This is a genomic window from Nostoc sp. NOS(2021) (genome assembly GCF_017115025.1).
Lineage (GTDB): Bacteria > Cyanobacteriota > Cyanobacteriia > Cyanobacteriales > Nostocaceae > Nostoc.
Genome location: NZ_JABXKM010000206.1, coordinates 1 through 18,242, shown reverse-complemented (window position 1 = coordinate 18,242; position 18,242 = coordinate 1). Strand labels below are relative to the sequence as shown.

General features: G+C 41.7%; 15 protein-coding genes. 9 read left to right on the top strand and 6 right to left on the bottom strand.

Features of this window, described 5'->3' with window-relative positions; translation table 11 throughout:
• Window positions 1–228 precede the first annotated feature (228 nt).
• A complete protein-coding gene (locus tag HWQ41_RS22630; RefSeq protein WP_292767824.1) occupies window positions 229–1,155 on the top strand; it encodes an STM4504/CBY_0614 family protein in 927 nt (308 codons plus the stop codon).
• 14 nt (window positions 1,156–1,169) lie between these two features.
• Here the strand turns inward: HWQ41_RS22630 and HWQ41_RS22625 are convergent, their stop codons facing one another.
• The 3 genes from HWQ41_RS22625 to HWQ41_RS22615 are packed head-to-tail and all read right to left on the bottom strand — an operon-like array spanning window position 1,170 to window position 2,686.
• Complete coding sequence (locus HWQ41_RS22625; RefSeq protein ID WP_292767821.1) at window positions 1,170–1,847, bottom strand: Uma2 family endonuclease; 678 nt, start codon at window positions 1,845–1,847, stop codon at window positions 1,170–1,172.
• A 34-nt stretch (window positions 1,848–1,881) separates the two neighbouring features.
• Window positions 1,882–2,046, bottom strand: a complete 165-nt coding sequence (locus HWQ41_RS22620) for a hypothetical protein (protein ID WP_292767817.1) — start codon at window positions 2,044–2,046, stop codon at window positions 1,882–1,884.
• Window positions 2,018–2,686: an SMI1/KNR4 family protein gene (locus HWQ41_RS22615; protein WP_292767814.1), complete on the bottom strand. Its 669-nt coding sequence runs from the start codon at window positions 2,684–2,686 to the stop codon at window positions 2,018–2,020. Before HWQ41_RS22615 ends, HWQ41_RS22620 begins: the two co-directional genes overlap by 29 nt.
• A 260-nt stretch (window positions 2,687–2,946) precedes the next feature.
• On the opposite strand from HWQ41_RS22615, the gene HWQ41_RS22610 reads away from it, so the two are divergent.
• Window positions 2,947–5,328: a tetratricopeptide repeat protein gene (locus HWQ41_RS22610; protein WP_292767811.1), complete on the top strand. Its 2,382-nt coding sequence runs from the start codon at window positions 2,947–2,949 to the stop codon at window positions 5,326–5,328.
• Window positions 5,325–5,936 carry a hypothetical protein gene (locus HWQ41_RS22605; protein ID WP_292767808.1) on the top strand — a complete coding sequence of 204 codons (612 nt, stop codon included), beginning with the start codon at window positions 5,325–5,327 and terminating at the stop codon, window positions 5,934–5,936. Before HWQ41_RS22610 ends, HWQ41_RS22605 begins: the two co-directional genes overlap by 4 nt.
• 447 nt (window positions 5,937–6,383) lie before the next feature.
• Here HWQ41_RS22605 and dnaA read toward each other — a convergent pair whose 3' ends face one another.
• Window positions 6,384–7,766: a chromosomal replication initiator protein DnaA gene (gene dnaA, locus HWQ41_RS22600; RefSeq protein ID WP_292767806.1), complete on the bottom strand. Its 1,383-nt coding sequence runs from the start codon at window positions 7,764–7,766 to the stop codon at window positions 6,384–6,386.
• A gap of 164 nt (window positions 7,767–7,930) precedes the next feature.
• Here dnaA and HWQ41_RS22595 point away from each other — a divergent pair, with 164 nt between their 5' ends.
• Window positions 7,931–9,205, top strand: coding sequence for an HhoA/HhoB/HtrA family serine endopeptidase (locus HWQ41_RS22595; protein ID WP_292767803.1), 1,275 nt, complete (start codon window positions 7,931–7,933; stop codon window positions 9,203–9,205).
• Window positions 9,206–9,304: 99 nt separating this feature from the next.
• A complete protein-coding gene (gene def, locus HWQ41_RS22590; protein WP_292767801.1) occupies window positions 9,305–9,835 on the top strand; it encodes a peptide deformylase in 531 nt (176 codons plus the stop codon).
• A gap of 180 nt (window positions 9,836–10,015) precedes the next feature.
• Here def and HWQ41_RS22585 read toward each other — a convergent pair whose 3' ends face one another.
• Window positions 10,016–11,707, bottom strand: a complete 1,692-nt coding sequence (locus HWQ41_RS22585; protein WP_292767799.1) for an NAD-binding protein — start codon at window positions 11,705–11,707, stop codon at window positions 10,016–10,018.
• 584 nt (window positions 11,708–12,291) lie between these two features.
• On the opposite strand from HWQ41_RS22585, the gene HWQ41_RS22580 reads away from it, so the two are divergent.
• From HWQ41_RS22580 to HWQ41_RS22565, 4 genes are all read left to right on the top strand, one after another.
• Complete coding sequence (locus tag HWQ41_RS22580; protein WP_292767796.1) at window positions 12,292–13,392, top strand: D-alanine--D-alanine ligase family protein; 1,101 nt, start codon at window positions 12,292–12,294, stop codon at window positions 13,390–13,392.
• Window positions 13,393–13,593: 201 nt separating this feature from the next.
• Window positions 13,594–14,244 (top strand): hypothetical protein, encoded by a 651-nt coding sequence (locus HWQ41_RS22575; RefSeq protein WP_292767795.1) that lies wholly within the window; start codon window positions 13,594–13,596, stop codon window positions 14,242–14,244.
• A 234-nt stretch (window positions 14,245–14,478) separates the two neighbouring features.
• Window positions 14,479–14,886, top strand: a complete 408-nt coding sequence (locus HWQ41_RS22570; RefSeq protein WP_292767863.1) for a hypothetical protein — start codon at window positions 14,479–14,481, stop codon at window positions 14,884–14,886.
• Between the two features lie 464 nt (window positions 14,887–15,350).
• Window positions 15,351–16,124 carry a hypothetical protein gene (locus tag HWQ41_RS22565; protein ID WP_292767793.1) on the top strand — a complete coding sequence of 258 codons (774 nt, stop codon included), beginning with the start codon at window positions 15,351–15,353 and terminating at the stop codon, window positions 16,122–16,124.
• A gap of 12 nt (window positions 16,125–16,136) precedes the next feature.
• Here HWQ41_RS22565 and HWQ41_RS22560 read toward each other — a convergent pair.
• Window positions 16,137–18,242 (bottom strand): CHAT domain-containing protein (locus HWQ41_RS22560; RefSeq protein WP_292767791.1); only part of this gene is annotated, 2,106 nt, incomplete at its 5' end.

Below are 18,242 nucleotides of genomic sequence, written 5' to 3'. Positions count from 1 at the left end.
GTCGGCTGAAGTCGGCAGTTTTATCTGATGCAGTTGGAAAAGTCGGGGAAAAAGTCGGTTATAGGATGTACAAGTTTTTACTCTTAAAAATTAAAATTGTGAGTTATGCTGGCTTTGTTCTTACTTAGTTAGGGTTAATCTGACAGAACTATAGTGTGTGTTAATACACAATAGACACTATAGTTATTTATTTGTAGTATAAAAGTATTATGTATCGTGTTTTTAAGTATGAATGTTTTTGATATATACTCAAAACGCCAAAAAAGATTTATGGGAGAACCTCCTGATGTTTATCAGTATGAAAATATCCCTAGTACACTTCGCGTACAGATTGTTCATATTATGAATGATGCTTTAGGCGATCATGGAAATCAGACAACTATAGAGAGCTTTCAATTTATTCACGATACCTTATGCCGTGAATATGGTAAATTCTCTCTAATAGAAAAACAATTTTTGGACTACGAAAATTACATTGGCGACGTAATTAATTTTCTGATAAAGTGCAATAACACCAATCAGATTCTTGATGTTGTAGAATTGAGCTTCAGATTGATAGACACATTTTACAGACAAAATAATATCAAATACTTGTGTAAGCCAAAAATTACACCTGATGCAGCAATTGAAGAATTAAACTTCAGGTTTAGGGAACACGGTGTAGGCTATCAGTATGAGTCAGGCGAAATTATCAGAGTTGATTCTCAGATCATCCACGCTGAGGCAGTTAAGCCAGTTTTGCTTTTGCTAAGTGATACACGATTTAAAGGAGCAAATGAGGAATTTTTGAAAGCACACGAACATTATCGGCACGAACGATATAAGGAATGCCTTGTTGAATGCCTTAAAGCTTTCGAGAGTACTATGAAAACTATTTGTGATATTCAAGGTTGGACTTATCAACCTGGAGATACGGCGAAAAATCTGATTAATCTTTGCTTTCAAAATAATCTGATTCCTACTTACTTACAAAACCAATTCACTTCACTAAAGTCAAATCTTGAAAGTGGAGTTCCTACTATGAGAAATAAAAATGCAGGTCATGGTCAAGGTTCTCAGCCGCTTACTGTTCCGCAATACTTTGCTGCTTACCAGCTTCACATGACGGCAAGTACAATTCTATTTTTGCTAGAAGCAGAGAAGGCGCTACCTTAAAACTAATACTTGCCTTATTCTGGTAAATCTCCAAATTGTTGACGATAACGCTCAAGTTGTTTTTGCGCCAATTCAAGCTGTTCTTCTGGAGTTTGATAGCGATTTCCTTTTTGGTCATACCAATACAAAACCTGACGCTGGATATTACCAGATATGTATTGCGATCGCCCGATTCCCAAACCAATTTCTGACATCCAAAAGGGTTCACCAATTTGCAATTGATAGCTACCATCTACTAAGCGATAAACTTCAAAAGGTTGGTGACGGTCTCTTTGCCAATACTCTGGATTGTAAATAATGTAGTACAGTACCCCTAACTTGGCATAAGTGTCTAATTTTTTGTCGTATTCTCCACCCGGAGTTAAGGAAACAATTTCTAAAGCCAAGATAGGCACTATGTTGTTTTCTTCCCAAACAACATAGCTTGTACGAGATTTATCTGCCTTGCGGCGTTCTACACCTAAGCTCAAAAATCCGTCTGGTACAATCGGCACAAGTGGGCTAACCCCTGTGGTATGGTAAACGCCCATATCCACGCTGAAAAACCAGTCATTACGGTTTGCCCAAATATATTGCAGCAAGAATAGAAGCAGGTTAGGAATAAAGTTTTGGTCTTCGTTATCCACAGGGGTATCGTCTGAACAAGGAAGTTCAGCACTACTAGGCAATTGACGGGAGTCTGATTTCACCATAAGTAATGATGGTGCTGAAGTGACCTAATGAGTTTTATTTTATCAAGAAAGGCAGAGGACAGAAGGAATTTATCTCTGTACCTTCCTTTTGACGACCAGAAGGAGCATAACAAACGCGATCGCCGAAATCACAAATGCGATCGCCGAGGATTAAATTTATCTCAAAGACTTTATGCGTTGGTTGATGAAATATCGCCATTAATATAACGCTGATATATTTCCTCGCATATTCTTGAAACTGCTGCTCCTTTTCGGGTAATTGAATTTGCGAGATAATCTCTTGCCATATATTTGACATCAAGCAAACAGTTCATTTCTTCATTTATAATATCCCAAGCATTTTCCTTCTCCACAAAGTAAGCTGCTTCATACCAATCTGCTCCATGCAAAATTAGGTTAGTCAAATTGTGGTAACGCAGTGAATAGTCATTACATTCTGAGTCGTATATGCGTATGATGCTATTTCTCTGTACATTAGGCACAACTGTATACAAAACACCGCCGTTACACCAAAGCTGGAAAATAGGGAAACTATGTTCAAACCAGTATGCTTCTTCTCGCTCGTGATAGCGAATTTCACCCATTTGCTCGCGGTAAGCACTTACAGCTGCATTCAAAGACATGAATTCATAATTTTCAAATAAGAAATTATATCCTGATGAACCATTACGCCATTGATACAGTTCGTAAACCTCTTCAGGTAATTTAAATGGCAGAAATCTAGTACTTTGTTCAATATCTTCACGCGAAAGTCCTGGAGCTAGACAAGAAATTCGCTCAGGTCTATTTTTGGTAAACCATGTATGAATTCGTTTCAGTCCTTCAGTTAGTTCTGACATTTTACGCTCAAACTTTCCCAAACTAAAGAATCTAGTTTATATGCAGAACAATTTGTAGGTTTTTCAACACCAATTGTGCAACTTCTTTCCCATTTTGGCACGTTGACACTTAGATGAGTTTCGCTAGAGGCTTCCAGCCAATGTCGGAAAAGTCGGGAAAAAAGTCGGGTTTACAAAATCTTATCCGAAAACTCCAGCAATATAACTGTAAAGTAATTTATAGTTGTCCCTAAAATCCGAATTACCCTCGTCGTTACACAATGGACGCTGAAGCAGCATTAGCATGGTTAGACGCCATAATTCCCCCTCAGACTGGGGAACGGTTGAGCGATTTGCAAAAAGTGATTCTTGTGCAAGTTTGGTTGGGTAGAAAATACTTAGATATCGCTCATTCTTACGGTTGTACGGAAGGACACGCCAAGGATGCTGGCTCTCATTTATGGAAGCTGCTTTCTAAAGTATTGCGAGAAAAGATTACCAAAAGTAATTGTCGCGCTGCTTTGGAGCGAGTTTTGAAAAAAACTACTGCGATAGCCAGTTTGATTGATTACTCGCGATCGCCCCACCCCACCCCAAAATTAGAGGATACCAATTTTATTGGACGAACAGAAGCGATCGCTCACCTGAATACTTTGGTAAATCAGGGATCGAAAGTGATTGTTATCCAAGGTGAGGGAGGCTTAGGCAAAACCACTCTAGCGCAGCAATATCTTCAAACTCAGGGGTTTGACTTGGTTTTAGAACTGCTGATGGCGAAGGAAACGCAGAATATCACCCCCGCCGAACGAGTAGTAGAGGAATGGCTCAAACAAGACTTTGATCAAGAACCTGGGGTAGAATTTGGGGTTACATTGGGAAGACTCAAGCGCCAACTCCACAATCGGCGGATTGGGGTGTTAATTGACAATCTCGAACCTGCGTTGGATCAACAAGGTGGGTTGATTGCTTCTCACCGCAACTATGTAGAACTATTGCGGGTTTTGGCTGATGCTAGGGTGCAGTCTGTTACCCTAATTACCAGTCGCGATCGCCTTTGTGAACCTGGGCTAAATGTGAATCACTATCGGCTTCCTGGTTTGGATCAAAGCGCATGGCAACAGTTTTTTAGCAACCGTGGGTTAACTATCAACTCGTCAACTTTGCAAATCATGCATCGGACTTATGGCGGTAATGCTAAAGCAATGGGAATTCTTTGTGGTTCCATTCAGGAAGATTTTGACGGTGACATGGCTCTTTATTGGCAAGAAAATCATGCCGATCCGCTAGCAGCAACCGACTTAAAAAATTTAGCGGTTAGTCAAATCAATCGTCTGCAAACCCTCGACCCCCAAGCTTATCGCCTGCTTTGCCGTTTAGGATGTTATCGTTACCAAGATATACCCACTATCTCATCTCAAGGGTTGTTTTGTTTGCTGTGGGATGTCCCACCTGACCAACATCGCCAAATCATCGCCTCCCTGAGAAATCGGTCTTTGGTGGAGTGCGATAAAGGTGAATATTGGCTGCATCCGGTGATTCGTGCAGAGGCGATCGCGCGTTTACGCCCCAGCGATGAATGGAAATTCACCAACCACAAAGCCGCAGAATTTTGGACAACCAGTGTTAAACAAATTGAAACATTTAAAGATGCTTTGCAAGCTCTAGAAGCATATTATCATTATATAGAAATTCATGAGTTTGAGTTGGCTGGAAAGGTCATTTTAAAAAGCCGAAATAATCAATGGCAGCAGTTTTTGCCTCTTGGTAGTACGTTGTATCGGATGGGTTTAATTCAACCGATACTTGCAGCAATTAATCAAGTTGTTAACAATCTGGAAAATGACCAAAATCTCAGCGAACTTTATAATATATTGGGTGATTTATATTGGATAACAGGTAAAATTAGTCAAGCGATCGCCTGTCAGGAAAAGACTATTACTCTGACAACCCAAGCACTCAAATCACTTGTACCTCAGCCAGAGAATAAACATCCAGTTTACTATCTGAGGATGTTAGAGGTAGATTCTTTATTAAGTATTGGTCTTTACAAAATAGATTTGTGGGAACTAAAGGCAGCCGCAAAGTTATTTCAACAAGTAATTTATCTGGCTCAAAATACCGAGCATCATCGCTGGGCAGAGAAAGCTTCAGTCTGTTTAGCTTTGGTATATTCTTATTTAGGTTTGCGTGATGCATCCTATGCATTAGCAGATGTAGCTTATCAAAATATTAAGAACGAAAAACTGGTGAAACAGACTGGAAGATTTGTCTATTTCATGCAAATTTTGGGTCAAACCTATGTCAATTTAGGAGATTTTTACCAGGCAAATCAAATATTAGACCAAGCTTTGACCTTTGCTGAAGAAAGTCACTATATGCAGGTAAAAGCAAAAACACTGAATGGTTTAGCAGAAATCCATAGACAACAAGCAGATTTTACATTAGCCCTGGCTGATCATACAGAAGCAATCGAACTTTTGGATAAAATAGGTGCAAAATGTGATCTGGCTGAAGCTTATTTTCAATTGAGTTTAACTTATCAAAAGATGGCAAAACCTGATGAAAGTCAAATGAATTTTAATCGAGCGATTCAACTATTCACTGAAATAAAAGCTCCGAAACAAGTTGAAAAAATTTCAACCTGCACTACTGAAATTTTATGAATTACCGCCGCATTCTGAAAGCTGGTGAATCTTATACTTTCAGCCGATATTTTGAATTACCCTTCACTATTGATGATATTTTAGCCGAATTAAATTGCACTTTTGAAAGGAAAAATCTCACACTACCTGAATCTTCAAAAATTTTAGACCTCCAGTTTTTACAGCAGCAGCTTCAGCGTAATTTATCTCACATCGATTTAGTTAATGAAACTGCCAGACGGGAAGCTTTAATTAGCCCAATTTTATTTGAGGTATGCGATTTAACTAATCAGCGACTCAATATAGAATATTCTATTGCTGTCAATGACTATCTGAAAGGGACTCTCGACTACTATATTGCAGCACCTCAAAATTTATTGGTAATCGAAGCAAAACAATCAGATTTAGTTAGGGGATTTACTCAACTTGCGATCGAATTAATCGCACTTGATCAATGGACTAAATCTACATCTGAGCTTCTATATGGAGCCGTTACGACTGGTGAAGACTGGCGTTTTGGAGTTTACCATCGCGCAAATCGTCAGGTGACTCAAGACCAGAAACGCTATCAAGTTCCAGAAGATTTATTGGTGCTGGTAAAAATTCTTATAGGTATTATTGCTGATTAATAAATTTATCTGCGATCGCACCAATCATGCGTAGACACAAAGCGGCTTGTCTTTGGACATCGCTCATTTCACCCTACCTTGAATTAAAAGGCATATTTTTGAGGCAGATTATACAGTTTGTCTAGTGGCGTAGTTTACCGCCGCAGGCATCGCTATCAACTGAAGTGTAAATTATTCTGTAAAGCTATCAGATAGTTTAGCAGTTAACTACCTGTGGAAAACTTGTGGAAAAACTCAGGTATTTTTCCACAAGGTAATTATACTTAATTGAGCTTCACGAGAAAAATCTGAAGTTTTCCACAGTTTTTTCCCCAAAAAGTCAGATTTTTTCCACAATCTAAGTTAAATTTAATCAATTTTTAGACGTTAATTAATATTCTCGACTAATTATTCAGCCGTTAAGGCTAATGATCAGGGTGCTGGTTGTGGAAAACTTAAAATACATCTTCAGGATGATTTTTGGGAACGGCTAGTCATATTGATGCGATCGCTCAGTTGGCGTAGTGTTTGCGCTAAGGTGCGATCGCTCTCCTGGAGTTGAGTAATTTTATCGCAACTGTAGATCACCGTTGTATGATCTTTACCACCAAACTCCTCTCCAATTCTCGGCAAACTCAAAGCCGTGTGTTGGCGCATTAGATACATTCCTATTTGACGCGCCCAGCTAATCTCTCTTCGTCGTGAGTTACTTTTGAGGTCATCTATTGAAACATCAAAATTACCAGCTACAACCTTTAAAATTGCTTCTGGGGTAGCTGCCATTTTTTCGTTAGGCGGTTCTAAAACCGGTGTGATATTTTCCACCGTCATCGGTAAGCCCCAAATGGAAATATAAGCCACTGCGCGAATTAAAGCTCCTTCTAATTCTCTAATATTAGAAGTATAGTTAGAAGCAATATACTCAATCACGTCGCGGGGAAGACGAATATTTTCATCCTCAGCTTTTTTCTGCAAAATTGCCATTCTAGTTTCTAAATCTGGCTTTTGGATATCTGCGATTAACCCCATAGAAAACCGAGAACAAAGACGTTCTTGTAAGCTCGGAATCTGGTTAGGAGGACGGTCGGAAGCAATGACAACTTGTTTACCAGCTTCATGTAAAGTATTAAAAGTATAAAAAAATTCTTCTTGGGTGTATTCCTTCCCTTCAAGAAACTGAATATCATCAACTAATAAAACATCAGCAGCCCGGTAATGCTCTCGAAAACTTTGCATACTATCCTTACGAATCGCTGTAATTAAATCATTAGTAAACTGCTCAGTCGAAACATAAAATATTTTACAATCAGGACAAATTTCCCAGCGATAATGACCAATAGCCTGCATCAGATGAGTTTTACCTAAACCTACGCCACCGCATAAAAATAAAGGATTAAACTCCTTACCTGGAGATTCTGCAACTGCCAAAGAAGCAGCGTGAGCCATACGATTGTTGGCACCAACTACAAATCGGGAAAAGACATATTTAGAGTTTAATTCAGTAGTTTTTTGATTATGATTAGGAACAGTTTCGGGAATACTGCTAATATTTGGTGATTCCCAAGAAACCTCTCGTTCACTAAAATGAGAAACTTCATCACCTTGAGCAACGGTAATGTAAATTCCTACGGGATGACCGAGAATATCTTGTACTACATGAGCAATGGTATTGATGTAATACTTCTGTAACCAATTACGAGCAAATGGGTTAGGAGTGCGGATCACTAAGCAATTATTTTCTAATCGCTCCGCACTAGCAGTTTTGATCCAAGTTTCAAAGGTGGGTCGGGATAGTTCAAGCTGTAGGCGCTCTAGTACCTGACTCCACAGACTTTCTATGGGAATTTCCATTATCCACCACCTTTGCTGCTAATCGTCACAATAGAAGAGAAAGCACCAATTTAGCATTGAGACACGCTCGACCTAGAATAAGCTTTTAAGTTGTAATCATTTTGGGACATACCCGATAGGCAAGATCCTAACATCCACTGACTGACACGGAGAAGCAACGACACATGAAGACAACAAACCATCACTCAGCGCCCAAAAATATTGATACCAGGCGTTTGCCCCCCATCTGTGGGGCAGATAATATTCTGGGGATGCTCTCATATGGGGTAGCAGTGGTGTTCTTGGGGAGCTGTTCTCTTCTACCAGCCAAGACCTTTGAGACTCAGCCAAGCGAGACTCAGCCAAGGGAGACTCAAGCCCAAAAGACAATAGAACCCAATCCGGTAATTGTCCCCCCGCCAATTATCTCGTCATCTGGAGATGTTAATTTTATCGTCAAAGTAGTGCAACAGGTGGGGCCTGCGGTAGTTCGCATTGATTCTTCCCGAACAATCACTTCTCGCGTACCAGACGAATTTAACGATCCATTACTCCGGCGGTTTTTTGGGGAGAGTGCGCCACAGCCTAGACAACGAGTAGAGCGGGGTAGTGGTTCTGGATTTATCATTAATTCCTCAGGTCAAATTGTGACGAATTCCCATGTAGTAGATGGTGCTGATAGAGTGACTGTCACACTCAAAGATGGCCGGACTTTTGACGGTAAAGTTTTGGGTGAAGATCCGGTAACTGATGTGGCTGCGGTTAAAATTGACGCTAATAATCTGCCAACTCTATCTGTGGGTAACTCCGATGCTTTGCAACCAGGAGAGGCTGTAATTGCCATCGGTAATCCATTAGGCTTGAATAATACCGTTACTTCTGGGATTATTAGTGCTACAGGTCGTTCTAGTAGCGACATTGGTGCTAGTGATAAGCGGGTTGATTACATCCAAACGGATGCTGCGATTAACCCTGGTAATTCCGGTGGCCCATTGCTAAATGCTCGTGGCCAGGTAATTGCGATGAACACAGCTATTATTCAAGGCGCTCAAGGTTTGGGATTTGCTATCCCCATCAATACTGTGCAAAAAATTGCCCAAGAATTAATTGCTAAAGGCAAAGTCGATCATCCTTATTTGGGTGTTCAGATGGTGACATTGACACCAGAAAATAAAGAAAGAATAAAAAATATTGCTGGCGATCGCTTAAATATTACAGCAGATGACGGCGTTTTGCTGGTTGAGATTGTGCCGCGATCGCCTGCATCTGTGGCTGGACTACGAGTTGGTGATGTGATTAAAAGCATTAATAGCCAGCCTGTTACTAAAATTGAAGAAGTACAAAAGCTAGTAGAAAACAGCAAAATCGGTACTAAGTTACCAATAGAAGTGGAACGCAATGGTCAAATTGTCCAAGTAGATATCCAACCTGCTGCTTTACCCGTGAGACGTGAAGGATAAAGTTAGTCATTAGTCATTTGAAAAACAACTGATATACTCCCCAATGCCCAATGCCCAATGCCCAATGCCCAATGCCCCATTACCTAAAAGAGTTTTATCATGACTGAATTAGCGCCAATCATTCAATTAGGCAATCCAACATTGCGCCAAAAAGCTGCTTGGGTTGAGAATATTCAAGATGAGCATATCCAAAAACTAATTGAAGACTTAATCGCCACTGTTGCCAAGGCTAACGGCGTGGGAATTGCTGCGCCTCAAGTAGCACAATCCTATCGTTTGTTTATTGTCGCTTCCCGTCCTAATGCCCGGTATCCCAACGCCCCGGAAATGGAACCTACTGCCATGATTAATCCCAAAATCATTGCTCATTCAACTGAAGTTGTCAAAGATTGGGAAGGTTGTTTAAGTGTTCCAGGAATTCGGGGGTTAGTTCCTCGGTATAAAGCTATTGAAGTGGAATACACTGACTGTCAAGGCAATTTACAAAAGCAAGAATTAACCGATTTTATCGCTCGGATTTTTCAACACGAATATGATCATCTCGACGGGATCGTATTTGTAGATCGCCTAGAGAACACTCTCGATATGATCACTGAGCAGGAATACCAAGAACGAGTAGTTAAAAATTAATAAATAAGAGTCTCGTTTCCAGCCAGAGGCTGGAAATGCACCTCATTGCGGCTCTGCCGCAAGTCAAGAGGCAGCAGCCCCCTCATAGGCATTCCCAGTCTCTGACTGGGAACGAGACAATCTCTAAAAACTTGTTCTAAAACATCATCTCGCAAAAAAGAGGTTGGCGCTGCGATCGCATTAAGCGTGTGATTCGCAAACTCGCTCGTCCCGCCACAATTGATATAGCCGCGTCGCTGGCATAGTCATATATAAAACATCTCCAGCACTGAGGTTAGTTTCAAGCAAATCCCAGCCTTGAAGGGTTTGGTGGTTTGTTTCTAAGTACAAAGGTACAGATTCAGCAGACATGGCTACATCTTTCACCCATTTACCACAAAAGCCATGTGAAGGTGTAATCACAGTCGCAAAAGCCACCCAAAGACTATCTGCTGCGATGCCATTGCCAAGGATGCGTCCCCCCAGTGCAGCAGCAGCAAAAGCTGGGGCTGCTAGTTCAGCCGAACTTAGTACGGCCTCGAAGCCAAATAGCTGTTGCGCTATGCCAGCAAAATCGGGATCGGCATAATGAACAATCACCGGAATGCTGGGTGTCAAGCCTTTGGCTTTGAGGGCAATTTCCAGATTGGTAGCATCATTGCTAGTAACAGCAAGCACTGCGGCGGCAGAGTCGATATTGCTGGCTTTGAGTATTGTGCGGAAGCTGGCATCGCCCTGAATTACGGGAATACCTAGTTCGCGGGCGGTGTTGATATATTTGTTGTTGGAGTCGGGTTCAACTACTACAACTTCATATCCACTGGTGTGGAGTTGCTGGACAATTCTCACCCCAATACCACTCAAGCCACAGACAATGTAGTGCGATCGCTGGGGAATTCGGGCTGCATCCCAAAATTGCTTAAAGCGGCTTCCTAAGACAAAATCGGTGAGCATTGCATACCAAATACCAATCACCACTGCTCCAACCAGCATCATCACAACGGTAAATAACTTAATACTGTTAGGAGCATTTTCTACTACTTTGTCATTACCACCCGCTCCAGTAATCATGCCTACAGAAAAATATAGAGCATCGACAGGAGACACACTCAACTCAGCCGACATATAGGTGAGTGTAGCAATCCCAATAACCGCCAATAGTACAATCGCACCCACTACTACCCCTCGCCCGTGTTGCTGAAACTGCCTAAGATTAGTTAGGACTTTCAGCAGTTTTTTAATTAATGATCTCCGGGGAGAACGGATGCGGGGTTGAGTGCCAACAATTAAGCGATCGCCTACTTGTATCTCTTGTCCAGATATTACAGCTGACACCAAATCCATCTCACCTTTTACTGGCAAGTAATAAATCAGCATCCGCGATCGGTCTGACCACAATTCACTCAGCTTTCGACCCTTCCAGAAGTGGTTTTCATCAATGTATTCTTCGTGAATTGGCCAAGTTTGCTGAAATAATTTGATTTGTCCGATCGCTTGGTTTCCCATAGCTGCAAAGGTGAATACGGGTGCTGCTAAACCCACAACACTCATACTCAAATGGTCTGGCAAACTTTGATCTAGGCGCTCCCCCAAATTTGTATTATAAAAACGGTTGATAATCCGAATCTGGGGATTCAGCACTCGCGCTTGCATCATAATAGACAAATTCAGGGCATCTTTAGATCCAGCGATTACTAAAGTGTGTGCCTGTTGAATTCCTGCTGCTGTTAGGGTAGAAGCTGCTTGTAAATCGCCAACAATCACATCTGGTGCTGTTTCGCCAGGGATAGATTGATGATGAATACCAACAACGAAGGCTCCCTGCTGTCTCAGCAGACGAAAGGTTTTATATCCGGTACGTCCTAAGCCACAAACAATAATTCGGGGTTTCATGAAACGGCAGCATCTTTTACAGTTAGGGCTGCATTTCTAGTTATTTATCAATATTGTTGCCCATTTTCCTGGAATATAACTGTAGCTGACAACACGATTGTTTTAATTGGCGGCTGGAAGTCAGAATTCTGAATTGGTGAATACTCTACCCATAAAGAAATAGAGTTTTTAATTTCCTCGTTCCCATACTCAGTATGGGAATGCATTCATTGAGTCTCTGACTCAATATTTAACTGGAGGCAGCAGCCCCTAATCAGCCATTCCCATGCTCTGCATGGGAACGAGGGAACAATGGAAATAGCCAAAACCCTTATTTTCAGGTAGGGGCAATTCATGAATTGCCCCTGAGCGCGTGTAGTTTTGCGTAAGTCCTATTAATCAGTAAGTTTTAACCAATATTCAGACGTTCGCGGACTCGTTGGCGGAACCTCTTCTCTACGAGAGGCTCCGCTATCACCCACTTGTACACAATTCATTCTGAATTCTGGCGCCTTTATTCTGTTCGATAAAATAATATAGAAAAATATGGCAACTTTTGTAGGTTGTGATACGCTATCTGCTTGAGAAGTGTCGAGGAACCGAAAATGACTAAGCTGCGCGTGGGGTTACTGTTTGGCGGTCGTTCGGGAGAACATGAAGTTTCGATCAATTCAGCACGGGCGATCGCTAAAGCCTTGAGTGCAGAGCAAAATGCTAATAAGTACGAAATACTGCCTTTTTACATCCAAAAAGATGGACGTTGGCTGGCGGGAGAAGTACCCCAAAAGGTTTTAGTAACCGGCAGTCCGCTACTGGAATCTGAACAATCAACTTCTGTTGGACATCTGACATCTAACCCTCAAGCCGAAACCCTGAGTAAGTGGCAATCTCCCTCTCAAGTTGCCCAAGTGGATGTTTGGTTTCCCATTCTCCACGGCCCCAACGGTGAAGATGGGACAATTCAAGGGTTACTCACTTTGATGCAAGTCCCCTTTGTTGGTTCTGGGGTGTTAGGTTCCGCAATGGGAATGGATAAAATTGCCATGAAAATGGCCTTTGAGCAAGCGGGACTAGCACAGGTAAAATACAAGGCGATAACTAGAGCGCAGGTTTGGTCTAATCCTTGCGTATTTCCGAAACTGTGTGATGAAATTGAGGCAGCATTAGGTTATCCGGCTTTTGTCAAGCCTGCTAATTTGGGTTCATCAGTGGGTATTGCCAAAGTGCGATCGCGCTCAGAATTGGAAGCCGCTTTAGATAATGCTGCTAGTTATGACCGCCGACTAGTTGTAGAAGCTGGTGTCGTCGCTAGGGAAGTCGAGTGTGCCGTTTTAGGTAATGATCAACCCCAAGCCTCTGTCATTGGAGAGATTACTTATGACAGCGATTTTTATGATTATGAAACTAAATATACTGAAGGTCGAGCAGATTTACTGATACCTGCACCGATTCCAGATGCGATCGCTCGTCAAATTCAGGATATGGCTTTGCAAGCTTTTGCAGCTGTTGACGCTGCGGGGTTGGCAAGGGTAGATTTTTTCTATGTGGAAGCGACACAAGAAGTTTTGATTAACGAAATCAATACCTTACCAGGCTTTACTGCAACGAGTATGTATCCCCAACTCTGGGCGCATAGTGGAATCTCCTTTCCAGAATTAGTTGATCGGTTAATTCAACTGGCGATCGAAAGACATTCTCCTAGCTAACGGAGAAAATAAGCCAACTGATTCCAGATTATTACGGTAAAAAGTCATCAGAAATACAGAATTGTGGCAAAAGTTAGCCAGATTTGGTAGCGTATATTTTACAAAAAAGCTACTGGAATCTGAACTTTTTTTACGGATACCTGATGCTTGACTCCTCCAGTACAATTTATTGACTAGAGGGGTACAAATCTGAAAGTAATCATGGAAAAAAGTCAGAGTGTACAGCGCGAGCCAACCCAACTAAAAGGGGCTACTCCAGAGCTGACAAACAGGAAATCGAAACTAAGAAAAAGCTCGAATGTTCTGATATATTTGGTTGCACATCATCCTTGGCTATTGTTAACTGGATTTTTAGCCATGTTTATGGCAGGTGGTGCCTTTGCCCTGTATAGCTTAGGTAACGCTGGCCCGATAGCACAAGAAGAACCAGAAAAAATCCCAGTTATAGTTGAAGAACCAATCAATGCGCCCTCTGAGAACAGTAATCCTACACCTTTATGGATGGTGGCTGCGATCGCCCTCAGTTGTGGTAGTGGTTGCTTGCTCATTTTCCGAATGCTCAAGTGGATGAAGCAACCGCAAAAAGTCCAAAAACAGATTAACCGCCATCAGGTACGCTTGGCACAGAGCAATTACCAAAAATTGGAACCACAGCTTCCCAAGAACCAGCCAATTTTTGTGCCACAGCAACAACTGATGCCACTTATGCAGATGCAACCGAAAACAAAACATCTGGTGACAGTTCTACCAGCAGAACACAAGCACCACTTGGATACGCGCACAGAACCTTTGGCAGACTTGATGGATCTTCGTAAAAATAGTTCATTATCTGCACTTTTACGCCAGTCTTAATAGTACTGTAAAGCAAAAAACCTGTCAAAACAATACTTTTTGCGAATTAGGGCACGGTTCTACCGTGCCTTTACTAGTATTAGTCTGTCAAGTTTAAATTCATGGGTAAGCAAGTTCGTAGTAAGGACTTTAGTCCTTATTTTCTAAGCCCTAAAGTCCTTACTACAAACCTTTCATTACTAGCTTGACAAAGTAGTATCTATTAACTAATGACGAATGATTAGAGTGAATAACATAGTGCGGTTAGTTTTGACAGCAATATTGCTGGTACTAGTGACAGCTTGTGGCAGTATTGGACTGCTACCGACTAGCCAGTTAGTGCAAAAAGCGATCGCACTTGAGCTAGAACAAACTCAACAAAAACTTAGCCAACAGTTGGATCTAGATTTTCAAGGATTTGAAATCAAGCGGCTATCAATTACCCAGGAACAACCCCTAACGATTGAAAATTTACCAGCTTTCCGCGTTCGGGGAACCTACGACTTGATTGTTAAACTACCAAAACGACGCTTGACGCAACCACAACAAGCCTTTGACGTTTATCTGCAAATTCAGCAAGAAGGTAAAACTTGGCGATTGCTGCTTCCAGAAAAACGTAGTAAAGATACTCAATCAATTTGGCGCAGTTATCTTATCCAATAGCTGGTATGTGCAACTAGAAAAACTATCACAATCATGTTTGTTGCTATTTTCCACAAAAGGGTAGCAAAGATACTCAACCTACAGCAGTTTTCATCTTAGGACTTACGCATAAGAGATCCCCCAACCCCCTTAAAAAGTTGGCTCTTGAGATCCCCCCTTTTTAAGGGGAGCCAGCGCGGTCTTGGGGTCTCCCCAAGTGGAGCGACTGGCGTGGGTTAGGGGGGATCGAGGTTTCAGGTTTTGAGTGCGTAAGTCCTAATGTATTTGAACTACATCTGTCGTAGGGGCACAGCATTGCTGTGCCCTTACTGCGTGGTCTACTTACCTGAAAATAGGTGTAATTGGCGTAGCTATCTCATCGAAAAGCTGGTGTGTGCAAATAGAAAAACCATCACAATGATTTACGTATAAATGCTAGGGTACAGTCATGATCGAGGTGATAGTTTAACCAAGGACAGGGCAAGATGTATATTAACTTTTTCATCAGTTCTATTGCAGGAATTGTGGTTGTGGTACTAGCGGCTTTTGGTTTACTGCAATGGTTGCACATCCCTGCTGGTAACTTTCTTGACTGGGTGATTGGTGGTGCTAGTTTTTGGTGGCTGTTGGTAATTGTTACCGTACCGTGGAATGTGCATTTTCAAGCCAAAGAAGTTTTAGCAGAAGCAGCACAATCAACTGAAAAAGGAATTTCAGTCGATGAGAAACAAGTGAAGTATGTCACACTTTTGGCAAAGCGATCGCTCTGGGTTGCCATTGCTTTACACTTATTCTCAACCATTGGTCTTTATACACTTGCTGCCACTGGTATTAGTACAGTTGGGTATATAAGTTCTGGTGCAGCTTTGTTATTAACAATTCTGCGTCCAGCGATTCGGGCTTATGAGTATTTATATGCGCGGTTAGCGATGATTCGCCAAGAATGGAAGTATCCCCGCGAAGATATTTTTGAACTGCGCGATCGCTTCTCCATATTGGAGCAAAAAATCCAGTCATTAGAAGATCAACTCAATCCAGAACAACCCTATTCATTATCTGCAACTCAACAACGCTTTGCTGAAGAGACTCGTAGAGATTTAGCTCGAATTGCAGCTAACTTAGAAGAATTACGCGCGACAAATCAAACTGAACATGAGCGTTTGGGGAGAGAAGCCAGAAATGCGATCGCGCAACTTTCCACCGACGGGCAATTTCTCGATCATGTCCGCGAAATTATTCGATTTTTTAAGACCGCTTAATTACGAATTACTTTAACGTGCATCACCAATTAAGACAAATGGCGACCAATAAAAAGGATGGCGATGGTCTGCAATGAGCTTCAACTTAGCTTTTTGTAAAGCTTCCCCTTTCGTCATCCCCTGCTTAAGGTGTTGATAAAATTCAACCATCAATTGCTGAGTTGCTTCATCATCAACCGCCCACAAACTTGCCATCACTGCTTTAGCACCAGCCCGCTCAAATACATAAGCAACTCCTGCAATTCCTGCGCCATTCAAATTAGTATCTACAGCAGTTTGACAAGCACTGAGAGTAATCAGTTGTGTGTTTTGTAGCCCTAAAAGAGCAGCATTGGCAATGTCTAAGGGTTTGTCAGCAAATAGTAATGTATTATTTTTCAAATTCAATGTTTTGCAATCTTCAGTTTTGAAACAGCCGTGAGTTGCTAGATGCAAAAACGAAAAGCGCAATGCTTGGGATCTAAACTTTTCCAAGGTAGCATCATTATGGATATAAACTTCACTGTCTGGCAGTATTTCTTTAATCTTTCTGACTTCTGCCTCTGCACCTGGGAGAGTTTGCAGACCACTGGGTACTGGATTACCAAATGCTAAAACAGCTTGTCGTTTGTGGGGTACGGCATTTTGCACACCTGGAGATTTTAGGGAATTATTGGAAATGCGAGTGAGATAGTTGACAGGATATTTCTGGATCAGAAATTGCTTGGTTTTACTGTCGTAAAGAGTCTCAAAAGGTAAATGGCGCAGTTTACCAGTAGCAATAATACTCAGTTGTTTGGGTGACAAAGCTTGAATTTTGTCTTCGACGGGACGAATGAGAATATCATAAAGTTTGCCACCTGTTTCAACGTAGCTAGCATCACTATCGTCTTGTACCTGTTTTAGGTAATCGGCAATAAGTTTATTAAATTCAGTGGGGTCAATAGATTTTTTAATAACACTCAATTGGTCTTTTGTGAAGATGAAAAATGCAACGCTATTAGGCATATCTCTCACATTAGTCAGCAAGACGGGTTGAACTACAACCGTTCCTGTGGGGATGGAGGATGTCAGGTTTTTAATATCTGTGGGTGTAGTTTCAAATAGTTCTGCTACTTCAGGAAAACGGCGAGACATATTTTCGGCTTCTGAGTAAACTTGTACTTCTAATTGCCGAATTTGTTGGGATAAAGCATCAGAAAACTTTTCTTGCAGTTGTTGTCGCAGAGATTCCAATTGTTGATTTTTTTTACTCCAGTCATTAAGGCTCTGCTGTGCTTCTGGGTTGGCAACTTTGGCATTAATCAGGCGAGTATAATCAGCAAGGTCGGCTGTGGTGAATAGGTTAACCCATTCAAAAGCTTGAGCATATTTCTTTTGATTAATAAGGACATTCACTAAAGCAGCTGCACTTGCACCGTTGCTCTGTAAAAAATTTTGGCGATTTTCTCGTTGCAAACCCCGGCGCATTTCTAAGCTTATTTGAAGAGATTGCTGCAAATTAGTAATAGCTTCAGTTGGTCGATTTGTACTTTGGAAGAGTACACCAATATTACCCAAGGTAACAGCTTCAACAGAGCGATCGCCCACAGCTCGGCTCAGAGGCAGAGCTTGGTTGTAAAAATCGAGTGCTTTCTGCTTTTGTCCTAAATCGTCGTAAACTGCACCAATGTTATTGAGTGTAACAGCTTCACCAGAGCGATCGCCCACAGCACGCAAAAGGGGCAAAGCTTGATTGTAGAAATCGAGTGCTTTCTGCGTTTGTCCTAAATTCCCGTAAACTGCACCAATGTTATTGAGTGTAGCAGCTTCACCAGAGCGATCGCCCACAGCCCGGCTCAGAGGCAAAGCTTGATTGTAGAAATCGAGTGCTTTCTGCTTTTGTCCTAAATTCTTGTAAACTAGACCAATATTATTGAGTATAACAGCTTCACCAGAGCGATCGCCAACAACACGCCATAAGGGCAGAGCTTGGTTGTAAAAATCGAGTCCTTTTTGCTTTTCTCCTAAAGCGTCGTAGACTCCACCAATGTTATTGAGTGTGCGAGCCTCACCAGTGCGATCGCCCACAGCGCGAGATAGGAGCAGAGCTTGGTTGTAAAAATCGAGTGCTTTCTGCTTTTGTCCTAAATCGTCGTA

What these genes read in the sequence shown, in the direction of transcription:
- HWQ41_RS22630 (WP_292767824.1), top strand. Translation starts at nt 229, where the DNA reads ATGAATGTTTTTGATATATACTCAAAACGCCAAAAAAGATTTATGGGA.
- HWQ41_RS22625 (WP_292767821.1), bottom strand. Translation starts at nt 1,847, where the DNA reads ATGGTGAAATCAGACTCCCGTCAATTGCCTAGTAGTGCTGAACTTCCT.
- HWQ41_RS22620 (WP_292767817.1), bottom strand. Translation starts at nt 2,046, where the DNA reads ATGGCGATATTTCATCAACCAACGCATAAAGTCTTTGAGATAAATTTA.
- HWQ41_RS22615 (WP_292767814.1), bottom strand. Translation starts at nt 2,686, where the DNA reads ATGTCAGAACTAACTGAAGGACTGAAACGAATTCATACATGGTTTACC.
- HWQ41_RS22610 (WP_292767811.1), top strand. Translation starts at nt 2,947, where the DNA reads ATGGACGCTGAAGCAGCATTAGCATGGTTAGACGCCATAATTCCCCCT.
- HWQ41_RS22605 (WP_292767808.1), top strand. Translation starts at nt 5,325, where the DNA reads ATGAATTACCGCCGCATTCTGAAAGCTGGTGAATCTTATACTTTCAGC.
- dnaA (WP_292767806.1), bottom strand. Translation starts at nt 7,766, where the DNA reads ATGGAAATTCCCATAGAAAGTCTGTGGAGTCAGGTACTAGAGCGCCTA.
- HWQ41_RS22595 (WP_292767803.1), top strand. Translation starts at nt 7,931, where the DNA reads ATGAAGACAACAAACCATCACTCAGCGCCCAAAAATATTGATACCAGG.
- def (WP_292767801.1), top strand. Translation starts at nt 9,305, where the DNA reads ATGACTGAATTAGCGCCAATCATTCAATTAGGCAATCCAACATTGCGC.
- HWQ41_RS22585 (WP_292767799.1), bottom strand. Translation starts at nt 11,707, where the DNA reads ATGAAACCCCGAATTATTGTTTGTGGCTTAGGACGTACCGGATATAAA.
- HWQ41_RS22580 (WP_292767796.1), top strand. Translation starts at nt 12,292, where the DNA reads ATGACTAAGCTGCGCGTGGGGTTACTGTTTGGCGGTCGTTCGGGAGAA.
- HWQ41_RS22575 (WP_292767795.1), top strand. Translation starts at nt 13,594, where the DNA reads ATGGAAAAAAGTCAGAGTGTACAGCGCGAGCCAACCCAACTAAAAGGG.
- HWQ41_RS22565 (WP_292767793.1), top strand. Translation starts at nt 15,351, where the DNA reads ATGTATATTAACTTTTTCATCAGTTCTATTGCAGGAATTGTGGTTGTG.